The sequence below is a fragment of the Pseudomonas sp. DC3200b2 genome (genome assembly GCF_049895785.1).
Taxonomy (GTDB): Bacteria; Pseudomonadota; Gammaproteobacteria; order Pseudomonadales; family Pseudomonadaceae; genus Aquipseudomonas; species Aquipseudomonas massiliensis.
Genome location: NZ_JAFCTA010000008.1, coordinates 30,400 through 46,649, shown reverse-complemented (window position 1 = coordinate 46,649; position 16,250 = coordinate 30,400). Strand labels below are relative to the sequence as shown.

Here is a 16,250-nt window from a genome sequence, read left to right as displayed (position 1 = left end):
AGGACGGAGTAAAACAACAATGTCGTCCCAAGCCTCAGGGGAGCCGGCGTCCAGCTTGCGCGTGGACGCCCATCAGCACTTCTGGCATTACCAGGCCGCGCACTACCCCTGGATCGACGAGCGCCACGCGCCCCTGCGCCGCGACTTCCAACCCGCGGACCTCAAGCCCCTGCTGGAGGCACACGGCATCGACGCCAGCATCGCAGTGCAGGCGCGCCAGCGAACGACTGAAACCGATGCTTTGCTGGCGCTGGCCCAAGACAACCGCTGGATCGCTGGCGTGGTCGGCTGGGGTGACCTGCGCGGCGACGGTTTCGAAGCCCAGCTCGAGCAGTGGTGTGAGCACCCGTCATTCGTTGGCCTGCGCCACTTGATCCAGGACGAGCCCTCGCCCACGCGCTTGATGGGCGACCCGGCTTTCGAACAGGGTATCCATACGCTGCAGGGCCGGGGCCTGACTTATGACCTGCTGGTTCGGGAGCAGGACCTGACGGCAGCCGCCGACTTTTGCCGGCGCCATGATCGCCACCACCTGATCCTCGACCATTTCGGCAAGCCCGCCGTCGGGCGACAGAGTCCCGAGGCCTGGGCGGATCGGATTGCGCCATTGGCCGCCCTGCCCCATGTGAGCTGCAAGCTGTCGGGGTTGATTACCGAAGCCGATTGGCAGCAGTGGCGACCGGAACAGCTGTTGCCTTACTTCCACCTCGCCCTGGAGCTGTTCGGCCCGCAACGGCTGATGTTCGGCTCTGACTGGCCGGTATGCCAGCTGGCCGGCGGCTACCAAGACGTTCACCAGCTGTTCAGCACGGCTATCCATGCCCTGTCTCTCAGTGAGCGAGAGGCATTGGCCGGTGGCAACGCACTTCGTATCTATGGCCTGGAGGGGTACCGCCCGTGAACCTGCATCTCAAAGACAAAGTCGTGATCGTCACTGGCGGTGGCTCAGGCATTGGCGCGGCGATTTCACTGGGGTTGGCCGAGGAAGGGGCCATTCCGGTGATTTTCGCCAACCAGCCGCTGCCAGCCGCGCTAGGCGCGGAGCTGGACCGCCGCCAGCCACAAACCCTGTTCGTGCAGGTCGAGCTGCGCGACGAGGCCCAGTGCGCCGCGGCCGTGGCCCAGGTGCTGGAGCGCCTGGGCCGGATCGACGGGCTGGTGAACAACGCCGGCGTAAACGACAACGTTGGCCTGGAGGCGGGGCGCGCGGCCTTCATCGAGTCGCTGGAAAAGAACCTTGTTCACTATTACTTGATGGCCCATCTGTGCGTGGACGCACTCAAGGCCAGCAAGGGCGCGATCGTGAACATCGGTTCCAAGACCGCCCTCACTGGCCAGGGCGGCACCAGCGGCTATACCGCCTCCAAGGGCGCGCAACTGTCTCTGACCCGTGAATGGGCGGCTTCGTTGCTGGAGGACGGGGTACGCGTCAACGCGGTGATTCCGGCGGAAGTGATGACACCCTTGTACGAGCGCTGGATCGCCAGTTTCGAAGACCCCGAGGCGCGCCTGGCCCGGATAGTGGCGAAGATTCCACTGGGCCGGCGCATGACCACCCCCGAGGAAATCGCCGACAGCGTGCTATTTCTGCTGTCCCCGCGTGCGTCCCATACCACGGGCCAATGGCTGGTGGTCGATGGTGGCTACACCCACCTCGACCGGGCATTGACATGAGACGCCAATGCCTGGCGCTGGACCTGGTCGACGATGCCGCCGCGATCGCCGAATACCAGCGCCTGCATGAGCGTATCTGGCCGTCCATCAGCGCTCACCTGCGTGAGGCGGGCGTGCTGGACATGCAGATCTGGCGGCTGGGCACGCGCTTGTTCATGGTCATGGACACTGCCCCCGGTTTCAGCGCCGAAGCCATGGCCCAGGCAGCGCTGGACAACCCTGACGTGCAAGCCTGGGAAACCCTGATGTGGCGCTTCCAGGCACCTACCCCCTGGACCACCCCAGGCAACAAATGGGAGCCCATGACGCTGATCTTCAGCCTGGCCGCCCAGCCGCCGTGAATGCCCTGCTCCACCGCTTTCGGCGCTGACACGCTTCACACCTACAAAAACAAGAGGAGAGCGTTATGTCCACCAAACTGGGCAAGATCGAAACCCATGCCTATACCCGGGCCGAACCCTCGGTGCGCCTGGCGCTGATGCTGGTGACCAGCCTGTTCTTCCTATGGGGCCTGTCCTACGGCCTGCTGGATGTACTGAACAAGCACTTCCAGGAAACCCTGCATGTGAGCAAGGCGCAGTCCGGCTTGCTGCAGGCGGCCTACTTCGGCGCCTATTTCATCATCGCCTTGCCCGCCGGCTTACTGATGGACCGCTTTGGCTACAAGGCGGGCATCCTGCTGGGGCTGTGCCTGTACGCGGGCGGCGCGCTCCTGTTCATGCCCGCGGCCAATGCCGCCAGCTTCCCATTCTTTCTGTTCGCGCTCTTCGTGATCGCCCTGGGCCTGGGTTGCCTGGAAACTGCGGCCAACCCCTACGCCACGGTGCTGGGCGAACCCGGCGGCGCCGAGCGACGGCTCAACCTGGCGCAGTCGTTCAACGGCCTGGGCCAGTTCATCGGGCCTCTGCTGGGGGGCATGCTGTTTTTCGGTGGGGCCAACGGCAGCGGTGACAGCAGTTCCCTGCAAACCACCTACGTGGTGATCGCGGTCATCGTGTTGCTGGTGGCCGCCATGTTCGCTCGCACGCCCATGCCCGATGTACGCGAGCACACCGCCCAGGCACAGGCCAGTTCAGGGAAGGGGCTATGGCAACACCGGACCTTCGTGATGGGCGTGGTCGCGCAGTTCTTCTACGTGGCCGCGCAGGTGGGCGTGGGGGCCTTCTTTATCAACTACGTGACCGAACACTGGGCCAACATGAGCAGCCAGACCGCCGCCTACCTGCTGTCGGTGGCGATGATCTGCTTCATGTGCGGGCGTTTCTTCAGCACCTGGCTGATGGGCCGGGTGCCAGCGCAACGCCTACTGATGGTGTACGCCTGGATCAACGTGGCACTTTGCGCTGTGGTGGTCAGCGGGGTGGAAAGCGTTTCGGTGGTGGCCTTGGTCGCCATTTTCTTCTTCATGTCCATCATGTTCCCGACCATCTTCGCCATGGGCGTCAAGGATCTGGGCGCCCATACCAAGCGGGGCAGCTCCTTCCTGATCATGGCCATCGTGGGCGGCGCCTTGATGCCGTATTTCATGGGGCTGGTGGCCGATCACGCTTCCACGGCCCTGGCCTACCTGCTACCCATGGGCTGCTTCGTCATTGTGGCGCTGTATGGGCGTAGCGGCGCGGCTGCGCTGGGCGTGGATTCCCGCACTGTTTGAGCTGGGAGGCCTTATTCGGCAGCTGGCGCTGCCTCCTACCGGCTGAGCCGGACCCGGTGGGACCCAGCGCGAGCTGGGGAGCGGGCCTGAAAACAGCTGCGCTCATCCGATGGCTGTCGCTTCCGCCTTGCGCGGCTGGCGCAGCAACTCGATCAACCGTTCCGCCGCCGGGGACAACACACTGCTGCGCCGGGTCACGATACCGAAGGGCTGCGAGGGCGAGCGCAACGCCACGGGCAGGATGCGCAGCATCTTGTGCCGCTCGAACAGCTGGGCGATATCGGTGGGCAGCAAGGACACCAGGTCGCGACCCTGATTGAGCAGCGTAACCGTCACGAAAGTCGAAGCGGTGGACACCGTGTCAACAGGCTTGTCGATGCCTGCCAGGTCAAGCTCACGCTCGAGCAGGTCACGCAAGGGCATCTTGCTGGGGTAGGTTACCCAGCGACACTGCGCAAGGTCGCGGATGCTCAGTTCGCCCTGCCCCCTGGTTGGATGGTCGTACCCGGCCACCACCGAGAGCGGCTCGTCGGCCAGCTTCAGGTAGCGGTACCGATCCGGGTGGGCGCTGACGGCGGAGCGGCCGATGACAAGGTCCAGGCGGCCGTCATCCAGCTGCTCCAACATACGGGCGCTGGTGTCTTCGACGATCTCCACGGTCACCGCCGGCATCTGCGCGTGAAGGGCATCCAGGGCCGGTATGACATAGGTGGGAATCGCGCCCATGATGGTGCCGATGGCCAGTCGGCCAGTGCGGCCTGCCTGGATGTCCGCCATGTCGTCACACAGCAGGGCAAGGTCGGTGGTGAGCAGGCGAGCATACTCGATCACTCGACGGCCACAGGCGTTTGGAAGCATCCCGCTGGCTGAACGCTCGAACAGCGGTGCCTCGAACATCACTTCCAGCTCGTGCAACGCCTTGCTGGCCGCGGACTGCGTAATGGACAGCACGGCTGCCGCCTTGTGCAACGACTTGTGCTGGTCGAGCGCTGTCACCAGTTGCAGCTGCTTGAGGCGCAACCGGGCCAGTAGCAGGTTGAGGGTATTCATGGGTGAGTCGTAAAACTCATCAGGGGATGGAAAGGACTCAATATACAGGCCGGAAAATGCCTGGGTATAGTCAACCCAGAAGCCGCCGGCCCGGACCTCCCCGAACCGCCAGCCTTGCATTCCCGGCGCCGGGGCTTCGAGAGCACCCGCCCGGCCGCAAGGGTGGACCCTCCTTCCGCAGTCATGAGCAAGCACCTTATGAGTGATCACAACAAGAACCGCTATAGCGGTGTGTTTCCCGTCGTCCCTACGATTTTCCACGCCGACGGCCGAATAGACCTCGACGGTCAAAAACGCTGTGTCGACTTCATGATCGACGCAGGCTCCGACGGCCTTTGCATCCTGGCCAACTTCTCGGAGCAATTCGCCCTGGCCGACCATGAACGAGACACCCTGATGGAGGCCGTACTGGCTCAGGCGGCCGGACGCGTGCCGGTGATCGTTACCACCACCCATTTCAGCAGCCAGGTTTGCGCCCAGCGTAGCCGGGCCGCACAGGATGCGGGCGCGGCCATGGTAATGGTGATGCCGCCCTACCATGGGGCGACCATCCGAGTTTCAGAGCAAGGCATTCATGAGTTCTTCGATCAGGTGTCGAGCGCTATCGACATTCCGATCATGATTCAGGATGCCCCGGTTGCCGGCACGCCCCTGTCCGCGGCTTTTCTCGCACGCATGGCGCGAGAGGTTGAAAATGTTTCCTACTTCAAGATCGAAACCCCCCAGGCGGCCGCCAAGTTGCGGGAGCTCATTGGGCTGGGTGGCGACCATGTGGTGGGGCCTTGGGATGGTGAGGAGGCAATCACCCTGCTGGCCGACCTGGATGCCGGCGCCACGGGCGCGATGACGGGAGGGGCGTATCCCGATGGCATTGGCAGGATCATCCAGGCTTACCGCGGCGGTGACCGCCTTCGCGCGGCCGAGCTGTACCAGCAGTGGTTGCCGCTGATCAATTATGAGAACCGGCAATGCGGAATCGCGGCGTGCAAGATCCTGATGAAGGAAGGGGGCGTGATTCGCTCCGACGCTGTGCGTCATCCTATGGCCCCCATTCATCCACAGACCCGGGAAGGACTCCTGGAAATCGCCAGCCGCCTTGACCCCTTGGTTCTGCGCTGGGGGCGCTAGGCCGACCCAAAACCTATCACCCGTCCGATCCTATAAAAATAACAGGAGACTCGGCATGGACATGCCCCGCCAGTTGAACAACAAGAAGACCACCGTGCGATGGAAGATCTTTCTTCTGTTGCTGTTGCTCGTATCCATCAACTATATCGACCGCGCGGCGCTGTCCGTGGCCATGCCGGCAATCTCCCAGGAGTTTTCCCTGACTCCGGAAACCCAGGGCTTGATCCTAAGCTCATTCTTCTGGACCTACCTGTTCATGCAGGTACCTTCCGGAATGCTCGCCGACCGCCTGCAACCACGCACCCTGATAGCGGCCGCTACCATCACCTGGGGGGCGTTCCAGGCGCTGGGCGCGGCCTGCACCGGCTGGCTTAGCTTGATGCTGACCCGCATGGGCCTGGGCATGGCCGAAGCGCCCATCTACCCCGTCGGGGGCAAGCTGAACGCACTCTGGCTCACCCAGAACGAGAAGACCCGTGGGGCGTCTCTGGTGGATGCCGGCAGCGCCCTTGGCTCCGGCATCGGGGCGGTGGTGGTCGCCTCGCTCATGGCCTGGCTGGGGTCGTGGCGGGCCGCCTTCGTTGTGGCGGGCGTGGGCACCATCCTCTGTGGTATCTGGGCGTGGTGGTACATCCGCAATACTCCCCGGGAGCATCCGTCGATCAATGCCGCGGAAATCGCCTACCTGGAACAGGCCCATGCCGAGGAAGACGCCCGGGAACCCAAGGTAGCGGCCGGGGTATCGCTGCTGCGTTTCTTCTCATTCCGCTCCGTCTGGGGCATGTGTGCCAGCCATACCTGCACCAACCTGATCTTCTTCGGGTTGATGACCTGGCTGCCGACCTACCTGTTCAACGTCCACGGCTTCGATCTCAAGTCCCTCGGCGGGGCTACCTTCCTGATCTTCTTTTTCGGTTTCGTCGGTGAAGTCATCGCCGGGCAGCTGGCGGACCGCTGGAAGGCCGCCGGGGCCGGTGCCAATCGGGTCTACCGGGCGATGGTGATGATAGGCGCGGGCGCGGTTGCGCTGTCGATGCTGGGGGTGGCCTATGTGCGCACGCCCCTGGTAGTGGTCGCGCTGCTGTGCGTAGCCTTGTTTTTCCTTCGCTGGTGCGGAGGCTGCAACTGGGCTACGCCAGCGATGCTGGCAACCCGCGCCCGCACCGGTGCCCTGAGCGGCATCATGAACTTCGTCGGCAACCTGGCCGGTATTTTCGTGCCGATCTTCATCGGCTACATCGTGCAGCGCACAGGGTCGTATTTCCTGGCCCTCATGTTCTTCGTAGGCGTCGCGGTGTTCCAGATGGTCGCGGTTTCGATCATCGACTATCAAAAGAAGCTGCCGGTCTAGGGGGTGCCAACGTGCGACGTCGTCTTTATACAGGCCGCAATCCCGGCCGCGCGCACAGCATTGAAGAGCTGCGCGCGATGGCCGCCCGGCGCCTTCCGAACTTCTGCTTCGAGTACATTGAAGGGGGTGCCGAGGAAGAAGCGACATTGCGACGCAACCGGGAAGTGTTCTCGGAGATTGCCTTCAAGCCCCGGACTCTTGTCGACGTGTCGCGACGAGACATCAGCGTCGAGCTGTTCGGCCGGCGCAGCGCGGCGCCTTTCATGATCGGGCCGACGGGTTTCAGCGGCTTGCTCACCCATGAGGGCGACATTTCGCTGGCCAGCGCGGCGGCCCGGGCCGGCATTCCATTCATCCTGAGCAATGCCTCCACGGTCCCGCTGGAGCGGCTGATCGCAGCCGCCGGGGGGCGCGTCTGGATGCAGGTGTACATGTACCGCACCCGGGCCTTCGTCGCCAAGCTGGCCGACCGAGCCGAGCGCGCGGGCGTCGAGGCGCTGGTGGTGACCACCGACAGTGCCATCTACGGAAAACGGGAATGGGACCTGCGTAACTATGCACGGCCCCTCAAGCTCGACCTGCGCAACACCCTGGATGTATTGGCGCACCCGCGCTGGATGCTCGACGTGCTCTGGCCCAACGGCATGCCCCGCTTCGCCAACCTCGGCGATCTGCTGCCGCCAGGCAAGGACAGCGTGAGCGGGGCCGCCTCGGCGCTGGCCAAGGAACTGGACCCCTCGCTGTCGTGGGAGGAACTGCGTTGGCTACGTGAGCGCTGGCCGCGACGGCTCATCATCAAGGGGCTGCTGCACCCCGACGATGCCGTTCAGGCGGTGGCCTTGGGGGCGGACGGTATTGTGCTGTCCAACCATGGCGGACGTCAGCTCGACGGTGCGGTGTCGGCGATGGACGTCCTGCCTGAAGTGGTCGATGCCGTGAAGGGTCGGCTGACCGTCATGCTCGACGGTGGGTTTCGCCGTGGCAGCGATATCGTCAAGGCCATGGCCCTGGGCGCCGACGCGGTATTGGTGGGCCGCGCCACCACCTGGGGGCTGGCAGCGGCCGGTCGCGCCGGCGCTGACAGAGCCATCGACATACTGATGAGCGAAGTGGACCGGGTCATCGGCCTGCTGGGCTGCGCCAGCATCGCCGAGCTGGGCCGGCACCATCTGCACTGGGCGCCGCGTTCTCCTACCCTCAAGGGCGCAGAGCAAAACCGGCGTGAACAGGGTTACCCATGCGAGGAGCGATTCCTATGAACCATGCAAATGGCTCGTCTAGCGACGGGCTTGGGGCAAGTCGGCCGGTGCAACGTATCGGCATGGCAGGGTTGGGCCTGATGGGCAGCGCCATTGCCGCCCGGGTGCTGGAACAGGGCTTCAGCTTGTGGGCCTTGGCGCACCGTAGACGCGCAGCCATCGACAGGCTGCTGAGCCAGGGGGCGATCGAGGCGCCCACCGCGGCCGAGCTTGCCCGAACGACCGACGTGGTTCTGCTCTGCGTCACCGGGACGGCGCAGGTACGTGACTTGGTCTACGGACCTGACGGGCTTTTGGACGGCGCCCACCCGGGCCTGGTCGTGATGGATAGCACCACGGCGGACCCTGAACTGGCCGAAGAGCTGGCCAAGGCGTTCGCCGCCAAAGGCACGGCTTTCCTCGACGCGCCTGTCAACCGCACCCCCAAGGAAGCCCGCGAAGGCCGCCTGAATGTGCTGGTGGGGGGCGATCCCCAGATACTCCAACAGGTGCGCCCGCTGATGGCCGCCTATGCTGAAAGCGTGCATCACCTGGGTACTCACGGTGCCGGGTATCGCGCCAAGCTGATTCACAATTTCATTGCCCAGGCCAATGGCGCGATCATCGCCGAAGCGTTCGGCACCGCCGCCAAGGCCGGTCTGGATCTGCCTGCCTTCGCCGAGGTCTGCCGCCTCAGCGGCGCTCATAGCAAAACCTTCGATCGGGTCATCCCCTACGTGCTCGAAGGGGACGACAGCGGCCAACAATTCGCCATCCGCAACGCGGCCAAGGACATGCGCGCCTACGCGCAACTCGCGGCGGCCCAATCGTCACCCGCCTCGATCGCCGAAGCGGTACGCCAGGTCTATCTGCTGGCGACTAACCTAGGGCATGGCGATGCGTACGTTCCCCGCCTGTTCGATGTATTCAAAGCCCTGAATGGCCTGCCGGCCTCCCTTCAGCAAGCGCCCACCGAGGTACTCCCATGCAACTCATAACAACGACAGGCCGCGAAAGCGCCGCTCATGCCGTGATACGCCTCAACCCACTGGATGACGTGCTGATCGCGCGCCAGCCGTTGATCGAGGGGTTGAAACTGGCCGAAGGCATCGAAGTGCGCGAAGCGGTTCCTTCGGGCCACAAGGTCGCCGCGAGATCCATCGCCGCAGGGCAGCCGGTCCGCCGTTATGGGCAGATCATCGGCTTCGCCAGCCGGCCCATCGAGGCGGGCCAGCATGTGCATACCCATAACCTCGCCATGGGCGACTTCTCCCGGGACTATGCCTTCGGGGTCGATGCCAAGGGCGCTCCCGCACTTCAGGCAGCGACCTTCATGGGCATCGTGCGCCCTGATGGGCGAGTGGCTACCCGCAATTACATCGGCATTCTCACTTCGGTGAATTGTTCGGCCACGGTCGCGCGGGCGATCGCGGATTACTTCCGTCGCGACATTCATCCCGAAGCCTTGGCTCCGTACCCGAACGTGGACGGCGTGGTAGCCCTGACCCATGGCGTCGGCTGCGCGGTGGACGCCGGTGGGGAAGCCCTGGCCCTGTTGCGCCGCACTCTGGGCGGCTACGCGGTGCACCCCAATTTCGCCTCGGTGCTGATGATCGGCCTTGGCTGCGAAACCAATCAGATTCCCGACCTACTCGCCTCCCAAGGGTTGGCCAGCAGCCACTCATTGCGGACGTTCACCATCCAGGGCACCGGCGGCACCACCAAGACCATTGCCAGCGGGATTGCCCAGGTGAAGACGCTGCTCGCCGAAGCCAACCAGGTAAAGCGCGAGCCGGTCAGCGCCAGCCACCTTATCGTAGGCCTGCAGTGCGGCGGCTCCGATGGTTACTCGGGAATCACCGCCAACCCGGCCCTAGGCAACGCGGTCGACCGTCTGGTGGCCGCCGGTGGCACCGCGATTCTTTCCGAAACCCCCGAGGTGTACGGCGCCGAACACTTGCTCACGCGACGTGCCGTCAGCCACGCCGTAGGGCAAAAGCTGATCGAGCGCATTCAATGGTGGGAAAGCTACTGCGCGCGCATGGGGGCCGAGCTGAACAACAACCCTTCGGCGGGTAACAAGGCCGGCGGCCTGACCACCATCCTGGAAAAGTCTCTCGGGGCCGTGGCCAAGGCCGGTTCCACAGACCTGGTGGAGGTGTACGAGTATGCCCAGCCTGTGCATGCTCATGGCCTGGTCTTCATGGATACCCCAGGCTACGACCCCGTTTCCGCCACGGGCCAGGTGGCAGGCGGGGCCAACCTGATCGCGTTCACCACCGGCCGCGGCTCGGCCTATGGCTGCGCGCCTTCGCCTTCGATCAAGCTGGCCACCAACACCCGGCTTTGGGAAACCCAGGAAGACGACATGGACGTCAACTGCGGCGGCATCGCTGATGGCAGCATGACCATCGAAGAGCGTGGCGAGCATATTTTCCGGATGATGCTGCGCATCGCCTCTGGAGAGCGGAGCAAGAGCGAACAGCACGGCTACGGCCAGAACGAGTTCGTACCCTGGCAGATCGGGGCCATCACCTGATATCAGGAGGCTCGGCCCGCCGCGGGAGGCAGCGCCAGCTGCCGAATGGGCGCGGGCTTCGAGGGCCATTCCCCGGTTGGACATTGGGCCCCATAGGCAAACACGGGCAGCTTGAGTCCGCCAGCTAAGCCCGTTACGGCACCTGCGCGCCGGCCACCGCCACATGAATCATGTACAGGGACGTATTGGCGGCGATGAACAGCCGGTTGCGCCGAGGGCCGCCGAAGGTCAGGTTAGCCACCTTCTGCGGCAGAAGGATCTTGCCCAGCAGGGTGCCGTCCGCCGCGAAACACTGGATACCGTCGCCAGCGCTGGTCCAGACATTGCCTTCGACATCTACCCGCAGGCCGTCCGGAATCCCGGGTTCTATCTGCGCGAACACCCGGGACTCGCCTGGCCAGCCACCCTCTTCCACCCGGAACGCCCGAATATGGTGGGGCGCATCCGGATCATGGGAGCGCGCTGAATCGGCCACATAAAGGGTGGCCCCATCCGCACTGAAGGCCAGCCCGTTGGGCTGCACGAAGTCGCCGATCACGCAGCGGACCTCGCCCGTAGCCGGGTCGACCCGGTACACATTGCGCCCCGCTTGCTCGGGCTCGGCCTTGTAGCCTTCGTAATCGCTGAGGATTCCGTAGGTAGGGTCGGTGAACCACACCGCCCCGTCAGGGTGAACCACTACATCGTTGGGCGAGTTCAAGCGCTTGCCTTCATACCGGTCCGCGATCACGGTAATCGAACCGTCCGGCTCGGTGCGGGTCACGCGCCGAGTGCCATGTTCACAGGTAATCAGCCGCCCTTGCAGGTCCCGGGTGTTGCCGTTGGCGTAGTTGGACCGTGGCCGGTACACCGAAACCCCTTGCTCCGGGGTCCAGCGCAGAATGCGCTCGTTGGGGATGTCGCTCCAAAGCAGGTAACCACCATCGTTGAACCATACCGGCCCTTCGGCCCAGCGGCATTGGTCGTACAGGCACTCCAGTTGGGTGTTGGGCAGGATAAGCGCGCGAAAGCGCGGGTCGAGCACTTCATAGACGGGTTCGGATATGGACATGGCGGATACTGACATGGCTGCTACTCAAGCGGCGCGGGCGGCCGAGCGCCCGCTGACGGCGGTAATCACCGCGATGATGATCAACCCGGTAAGGATCAGCCGTACCCCGGCGCTGGCGCCGAAGGTATTGAGCATGCTTACCAGCAGATAAAGGAACAACGCGGCGCCCCAGATGCCGGGCACATTGGAAAAGCCGCCGCCCACGGACGTCCCGCCAATCACCACCACGGCGATGGACGCCAACAGGTATTCCTCACCCATGCTCAGCGAGGCCCCACCGGAGAAGCCGGCCAACAACAGGCCGCACAGGCTGGCGAATACCGCGCTCAGTACATAGGTGGCAAAACGGATACGGTCGACGCGCCCCCCGGCCAGTTCCGCGGCACGGGCGTTCTGCCCGATGGCGATGGTCCAGCGGCCATAGCGGGTGCGGGTCAGCACATAGCCCATGACCACGGCGAGCAGCACGACGCTTATGGCCAGGTAAGGCACCCCCAGCACATTGCCGGTGCAGAAGTTGTAGAACAGCTCCGGTGGCTGGATGCGCACGCTGCGACCATAGGCGATGGCCGTCGATTGCAGCAGGAAACTGGCCGACAAGGTGGCGATGATCGGCGGTATCCGCAGCAAGCGGATCAACCCATAGTTGGCACAGCCCAGCAGCACGCCTACGCAGAGCACGCCACCGACGCCAAGCCAGATCAGGCCGGCCTGCTCGTCCATCAGCTTCATGCCTACCGCGCCGCTGAGGGCGATATTGGCTGGAATGGACAGGTCGATGTTCCCAGGGCCCGTCGTGATCACGAACATCTGACCGATGCCTACGATCACGAAGAAGGCGGAAAAGCTCAGGGCGCTGGACAGCAGCGAGCCGCCGCCCACGCCACCGGTGAAGCCCACGGTCGCGAGCCAGATCAGCATCGCAGCCAGAAAGGACCACAGCCATGGCTTGTCCTTGAGGCGCAGGAACAAGGACGGTTTCAGAGACGGTCTCATGAGCGGGCCTCCAGCCGATTGACCAGCGCGCGCAAGGCCAATACCAAGATCAGGATCCCGCCCTGAGCACCGATCTGCCAGTCCGGGGAAATGTGCAGAAAGGAGAGCAGCGAACCGGCCAGTACCAGGGTCAAGGCCCCGAGTACCGCGCCTATGGGCGAGACCCTGCCACCGACGAACTCCCCCCCGCCCAGGATCACGCCAGCAATGGAAAGCAAGGTGTAGCGCAGGGCGATGCTTGCATCCGCGGAGGTGGTCAAGCCCACCAGGAACAGCCCGGCCAGCACGCCAAAGGTACCGGCGAGGGCATAGAGGCTGACCTTGATCCGTAGCAGCGACCCTCCAGCCTTGGCCACGGCCAGCGGATTGCCGCCAGCGCCGCGCAGCACCACGCCGAGGGTAGAGCGCATCAGGAACAGATGCACGGCCAGTGCCAGCGCGATACACACGAAGACCGCGAACGGCAGCCAGGGCGTCTTGTAGCGCACGATAGCTTGCAGCCACTGCGGGGCGGTGCCGCCGGGAGCAGGCAACAGCAGGATAGCGCCGCCCATCCAGATGAAGGACATGCCGAGGGTAACGACGATGGATGGCAACCTGCGCAGGTGAATCAGCGCGCCAAGCAGCGCATAGACCGCTATGCAGCCCGCCAGCGCCAGGCAGCCGAGCCAGGGATGCTCGGTCAACAGGGTGGCGCTCACACAGGCCACGAAACTGATGAAGCTCCCCAAGGACAGGTCCAGGTCGTTTACCGTGATGATCAGCATCTGAGCGACCGTCGCCAGGGCGATAGGCACCGCCAGGTTGAGCATGAGGTTCATGCCCATGTAGCTCATGGCCCGTGGCTGCATCACGCCAATAATCATCAACAGCAGCACCAGGGACACGCCCGGCAGGGCGCTGCGCAGCAGGCGCGCGGCCTTGAACCGCCTTGGCCGTGTGGCGGCGACCTTCAGAGGAAGCGAGGTGGACGCATTCATACGAGATGTTCCTCGAAGGAGCAGCGCAGTATCTGCTCCTCGCTGAGCTGGTTGCGTGGCAGGTCCATTACCGCCTGGCCGTCCCGGAACACGTAGACGTGGTCACAGTGATCCAGCTCTTCCAGTTCGGTGGTGTACCAGATGAAGGTCCGCCCCTTGGCGGCCTCCTCGGCGATGATCGAATACACTTCGCGCTTGGTGTTCACATCCACGCCCCGCATGGGGTCGTCCATCAGGATCACGGCGCTGTCCGAAGCCAGGGCCCGGGCGAACAATGCCTTTTGCTGGTTGCCGCCGGACAACGAAAGAATCGGGTTGCCCATGTCAGGAGTGCGAATCGCCATGCGCTGGCGCCAATGCTCGGCCATGGCCCCTTCGGCGCCGGGGTCGATCAGCGCGCCCCGGCGTAACTGGCCCAGGGAGCTGACAGTGATGTTCTCGGCGATAGACCACAGCGGGAACACGCCATCGGTCTGCCGGTCACCGGCGACCAGCGCCGCGCCCTGGCCACGGGCGATGCAACGGCGCAGCACCTGGATCAGCCACTGGCTCTGACCGTGCCCCGCCAGGCCGGCCAGGCCCACGATCTCTCCGGCGTGGGCGTCCACGCTACGGCCGTCGACCTGGCGTGACGGGCGCTGGGAAATCACCGGCGCGCCCGCGGCTCGCTTGGAGGTGAAGGCGCGACGCTCAGCGGCGGCCTTGGTCGCGCTGCCCATGCATTCCACCAGCGAGCCATGGTCGAACTGCCTGGCGGGGCGGATCTCCACCACGCCCCCGTCACGCATGACGGCGATTCGATCGCAAGTGCCCAGCATCTCGGCAAGGATATGGCTGATCAGGACGATACTCCCGCCCTTGGCCACGAAGCGCCGCACGAACCGCAGCAGCTGCTCGGCCATGCGAGCATCGAGGGACGAGGTGGGCTCGTCGAGGATAACCAGGTTCAGGGGCTCGTCCACTTGTACGAAGGCCCGGGCGATCTCCACCATCTGGCGCTTGCCGATGGGCAGGTCAGCCACGGTTTCGTCAGGGTCGATGCCATGCCCCGGGAAGATTTCATCCAGGCTGTGCAGCACCCGGGCCCGCGCTTCGCGCCGCCAGCCCAGCCCGCGGATGTTGGGCGACATCAGCCGGGTATTCTCGGCAATGCTCAGGTTGGGGCACAGCGACAGCTCCTGGAACACACAACGGATGCCATGGGCGCGCGCCAGCTGCACATTGAAGCTGGCGCGAAGGTCGCGGCCTTCGATCTGCATCGTGCCCGTATCAGCCGCCAGGGTGCCGGCCAGCACCTGCATCAGGGTGGATTTACCGGCGCCGTTATGGCCGATCAGGCCCAGGCATTCACCGGCATGGAAGTTCAGGTCAACCGCGTTCAAGGCGCGCACCGCGCCGAACGATTTGCTGATGCCCTTGAAGGTCACCAGCGATCGCGGGGTCGTGCTCATGCGTTCTCCCTGGCGTGGGCGTTTACTTGGCGGTCAGCGCGGCCGCAGGGCGCGCCTGCAATCTGGCCACATCCTCGACGGTGTAGGCCTGGCTCACGATGCCGCCCTTCGGCAGTCCTTCGAGGGCATCGTCCAAGTGCTCCTGGGTGACGCTCAGCGCGGGAGACAACAGGTCATGGGGCAGTTGCTTGCCATCGAGCAGTTGCTGGGCGACCCAGAAGGCCAGGCTGGAGATGCTGGGCGCGCTGGAAATCGAGAAGGACTGGTAACCGTTGGCGTCGCGCTGCTTCTTCCACCAGGACAGCTCCTCCTCACGGTTACCGAAGATGATGGTCGGCGTCGGCCGTCCGGCATTGGCGAAGGCCTGGGCGGCGCCATAGCCATCATCGCCCTGAGTCACCACGGCGTCCACCTTGGGCAAGCTGGGCAGGATGCCGGCCACGGCCTTCTGCGCCACGGTCTGGGTCCAGTTGCCGTTCACGGAACCGACAATCTTCAGATTCGGGTATTTCTGCGCCCCTGCCACGATGCCGCTGTGAATCTGCTCGTCCACCGAGACGCCGGCCAGACCGCGGATTTCCAGTACGTTGGCGCCATTGGGGAAGCGCTTGGCCAGGTATTCCATTTGGTCCAGGCCGCTTTGCTTGAAGTCCATGGATATCCGGTAGGCACAGGGCTCGGTCACTATGCCGTCGAAGGACACCACGATGATGCCGGCGTCGCAGGCCTGCCTTACGGTGCCATTGAGCGCCGTGGGCGAGGCCGCGTTTATCACGATCGCGTTGTAGCCTTGCAGAATGAGGTTCTGGATTTGCGCCGCCTGCTCGGTCGCCTGGTTCTCACCGGTGGTCAGCGCATCCGTGGAAGCGACCACCCCGTCCTTGACCGCTTTGTCCGTGGTTTCCTTCCAGCTGGCAAGCATGTTCTGCCGCCACGAGTTGCCAGCATAGTTGTTGGACAGGGCGATGGTCTTGTCGGACGTATCCGCGTGAGCGGTCATGAAAGGGGACAACAGCAAGACACTGGAGAGCAGCACGTGCCGCAGTGGAGGACGTTTCATCAGCAGGACCCTTGTTATTGTTGTAGGCAAGTGACGACCAGCCATGGCCGGTCGGCTTCATGACGTTCAGGGCCGAGT

At 64.3% G+C, this 16,250-nt stretch carries 15 protein-coding genes; 9 read left to right on the top strand and 6 right to left on the bottom strand.

What is annotated here, in order from left to right; translation table 11 throughout:
* Nucleotides 1–19: 19 nt before the first annotated feature.
* The 4 genes from ACP691_RS19635 to fucP all read left to right on the top strand — a co-directional run bounded on the left by ACP691_RS19635 (nucleotide 20) and on the right by fucP (nucleotide 3,328).
* The gene (locus ACP691_RS19635; RefSeq protein WP_426153409.1) at nucleotides 20–901 is read left to right on the top strand and encodes an amidohydrolase family protein; all 882 of its coding nucleotides are present in this window, start codon (nucleotides 20–22) and stop codon (nucleotides 899–901) included.
* The gene (locus ACP691_RS19630; RefSeq protein WP_426153407.1) at nucleotides 898–1,674 is read left to right on the top strand and encodes an SDR family oxidoreductase; all 777 of its coding nucleotides are present in this window, start codon (nucleotides 898–900) and stop codon (nucleotides 1,672–1,674) included. Before ACP691_RS19635 ends, ACP691_RS19630 begins: the two co-directional genes overlap by 4 nt.
* Nucleotides 1,671–2,015, top strand: coding sequence for an L-rhamnose mutarotase (locus ACP691_RS19625; protein ID WP_426153405.1), 345 nt, complete (start codon nucleotides 1,671–1,673; stop codon nucleotides 2,013–2,015). The genes ACP691_RS19630 and ACP691_RS19625 overlap by 4 nt, the downstream gene beginning before the upstream one ends.
* 65 nt (nucleotides 2,016–2,080) lie before the next feature.
* The gene (gene fucP, locus ACP691_RS19620) at nucleotides 2,081–3,328 is read left to right on the top strand and encodes an L-fucose:H+ symporter permease (protein WP_426153403.1); all 1,248 of its coding nucleotides are present in this window, start codon (nucleotides 2,081–2,083) and stop codon (nucleotides 3,326–3,328) included.
* A gap of 102 nt (nucleotides 3,329–3,430) precedes the next feature.
* On the opposite strand, the gene ACP691_RS19615 is transcribed toward fucP, so the two are convergent.
* Nucleotides 3,431–4,378 (bottom strand): LysR family transcriptional regulator, encoded by a 948-nt coding sequence (locus ACP691_RS19615; protein WP_426153401.1) that lies wholly within the window; start codon nucleotides 4,376–4,378, stop codon nucleotides 3,431–3,433.
* A gap of 198 nt (nucleotides 4,379–4,576) precedes the next feature.
* On the opposite strand from ACP691_RS19615, the gene ACP691_RS19610 reads away from it, so the two are divergent.
* From ACP691_RS19610 to ACP691_RS19590, 5 genes are read left to right on the top strand one after another with little or no spacing between them, the layout of a single operon-like run.
* On the top strand, nucleotides 4,577–5,506 hold the full coding sequence (locus tag ACP691_RS19610; protein WP_426153399.1) for a dihydrodipicolinate synthase family protein: 930 nt from the start codon (nucleotides 4,577–4,579) through the stop codon (nucleotides 5,504–5,506).
* A gap of 55 nt (nucleotides 5,507–5,561) precedes the next feature.
* Nucleotides 5,562–6,857, top strand: coding sequence for an MFS transporter (locus ACP691_RS19605; protein WP_426153397.1), 1,296 nt, complete (start codon nucleotides 5,562–5,564; stop codon nucleotides 6,855–6,857).
* A gap of 11 nt (nucleotides 6,858–6,868) precedes the next feature.
* Complete coding sequence (locus ACP691_RS19600; protein ID WP_426153395.1) at nucleotides 6,869–8,116, top strand: alpha-hydroxy acid oxidase; 1,248 nt, start codon at nucleotides 6,869–6,871, stop codon at nucleotides 8,114–8,116.
* Complete coding sequence (locus tag ACP691_RS19595; RefSeq protein WP_426153393.1) at nucleotides 8,113–9,093, top strand: NAD(P)-dependent oxidoreductase; 981 nt, start codon at nucleotides 8,113–8,115, stop codon at nucleotides 9,091–9,093. The genes ACP691_RS19600 and ACP691_RS19595 overlap by 4 nt, the downstream gene beginning before the upstream one ends.
* Nucleotides 9,081–10,634 carry a UxaA family hydrolase gene (locus ACP691_RS19590; RefSeq protein ID WP_426153391.1) on the top strand — a complete coding sequence of 518 codons (1,554 nt, stop codon included), beginning with the start codon at nucleotides 9,081–9,083 and terminating at the stop codon, nucleotides 10,632–10,634. The genes ACP691_RS19595 and ACP691_RS19590 overlap by 13 nt, the downstream gene beginning before the upstream one ends.
* A gap of 133 nt (nucleotides 10,635–10,767) precedes the next feature.
* Here the strand turns inward: ACP691_RS19590 and ACP691_RS19585 are convergent, their stop codons facing one another.
* From ACP691_RS19585 to ACP691_RS19565, 5 genes are read right to left on the bottom strand one after another with little or no spacing between them, the layout of a single operon-like run.
* Entirely contained in the window at nucleotides 10,768–11,685 is a 918-nt protein-coding gene (locus ACP691_RS19585; protein WP_426199761.1) for an SMP-30/gluconolactonase/LRE family protein, read from the bottom strand.
* A 24-nt stretch (nucleotides 11,686–11,709) separates the two neighbouring features.
* Nucleotides 11,710–12,681, bottom strand: coding sequence for an ABC transporter permease (locus ACP691_RS19580; protein WP_426153387.1), 972 nt, complete (start codon nucleotides 12,679–12,681; stop codon nucleotides 11,710–11,712).
* Complete coding sequence (locus ACP691_RS19575) at nucleotides 12,678–13,661, bottom strand: ABC transporter permease (RefSeq protein WP_426153385.1); 984 nt, start codon at nucleotides 13,659–13,661, stop codon at nucleotides 12,678–12,680. Before ACP691_RS19575 ends, ACP691_RS19580 begins: the two co-directional genes overlap by 4 nt.
* A complete protein-coding gene (locus tag ACP691_RS19570; RefSeq protein WP_426153383.1) occupies nucleotides 13,658–15,112 on the bottom strand; it encodes a sugar ABC transporter ATP-binding protein in 1,455 nt (484 codons plus the stop codon). The genes ACP691_RS19575 and ACP691_RS19570 overlap by 4 nt, the downstream gene beginning before the upstream one ends.
* A gap of 22 nt (nucleotides 15,113–15,134) precedes the next feature.
* On the bottom strand, nucleotides 15,135–16,172 hold the full coding sequence (locus ACP691_RS19565) for an ABC transporter substrate-binding protein (protein ID WP_426153381.1): 1,038 nt from the start codon (nucleotides 16,170–16,172) through the stop codon (nucleotides 15,135–15,137).
* Nucleotides 16,173–16,250: the final 78 nt, after the last annotated feature.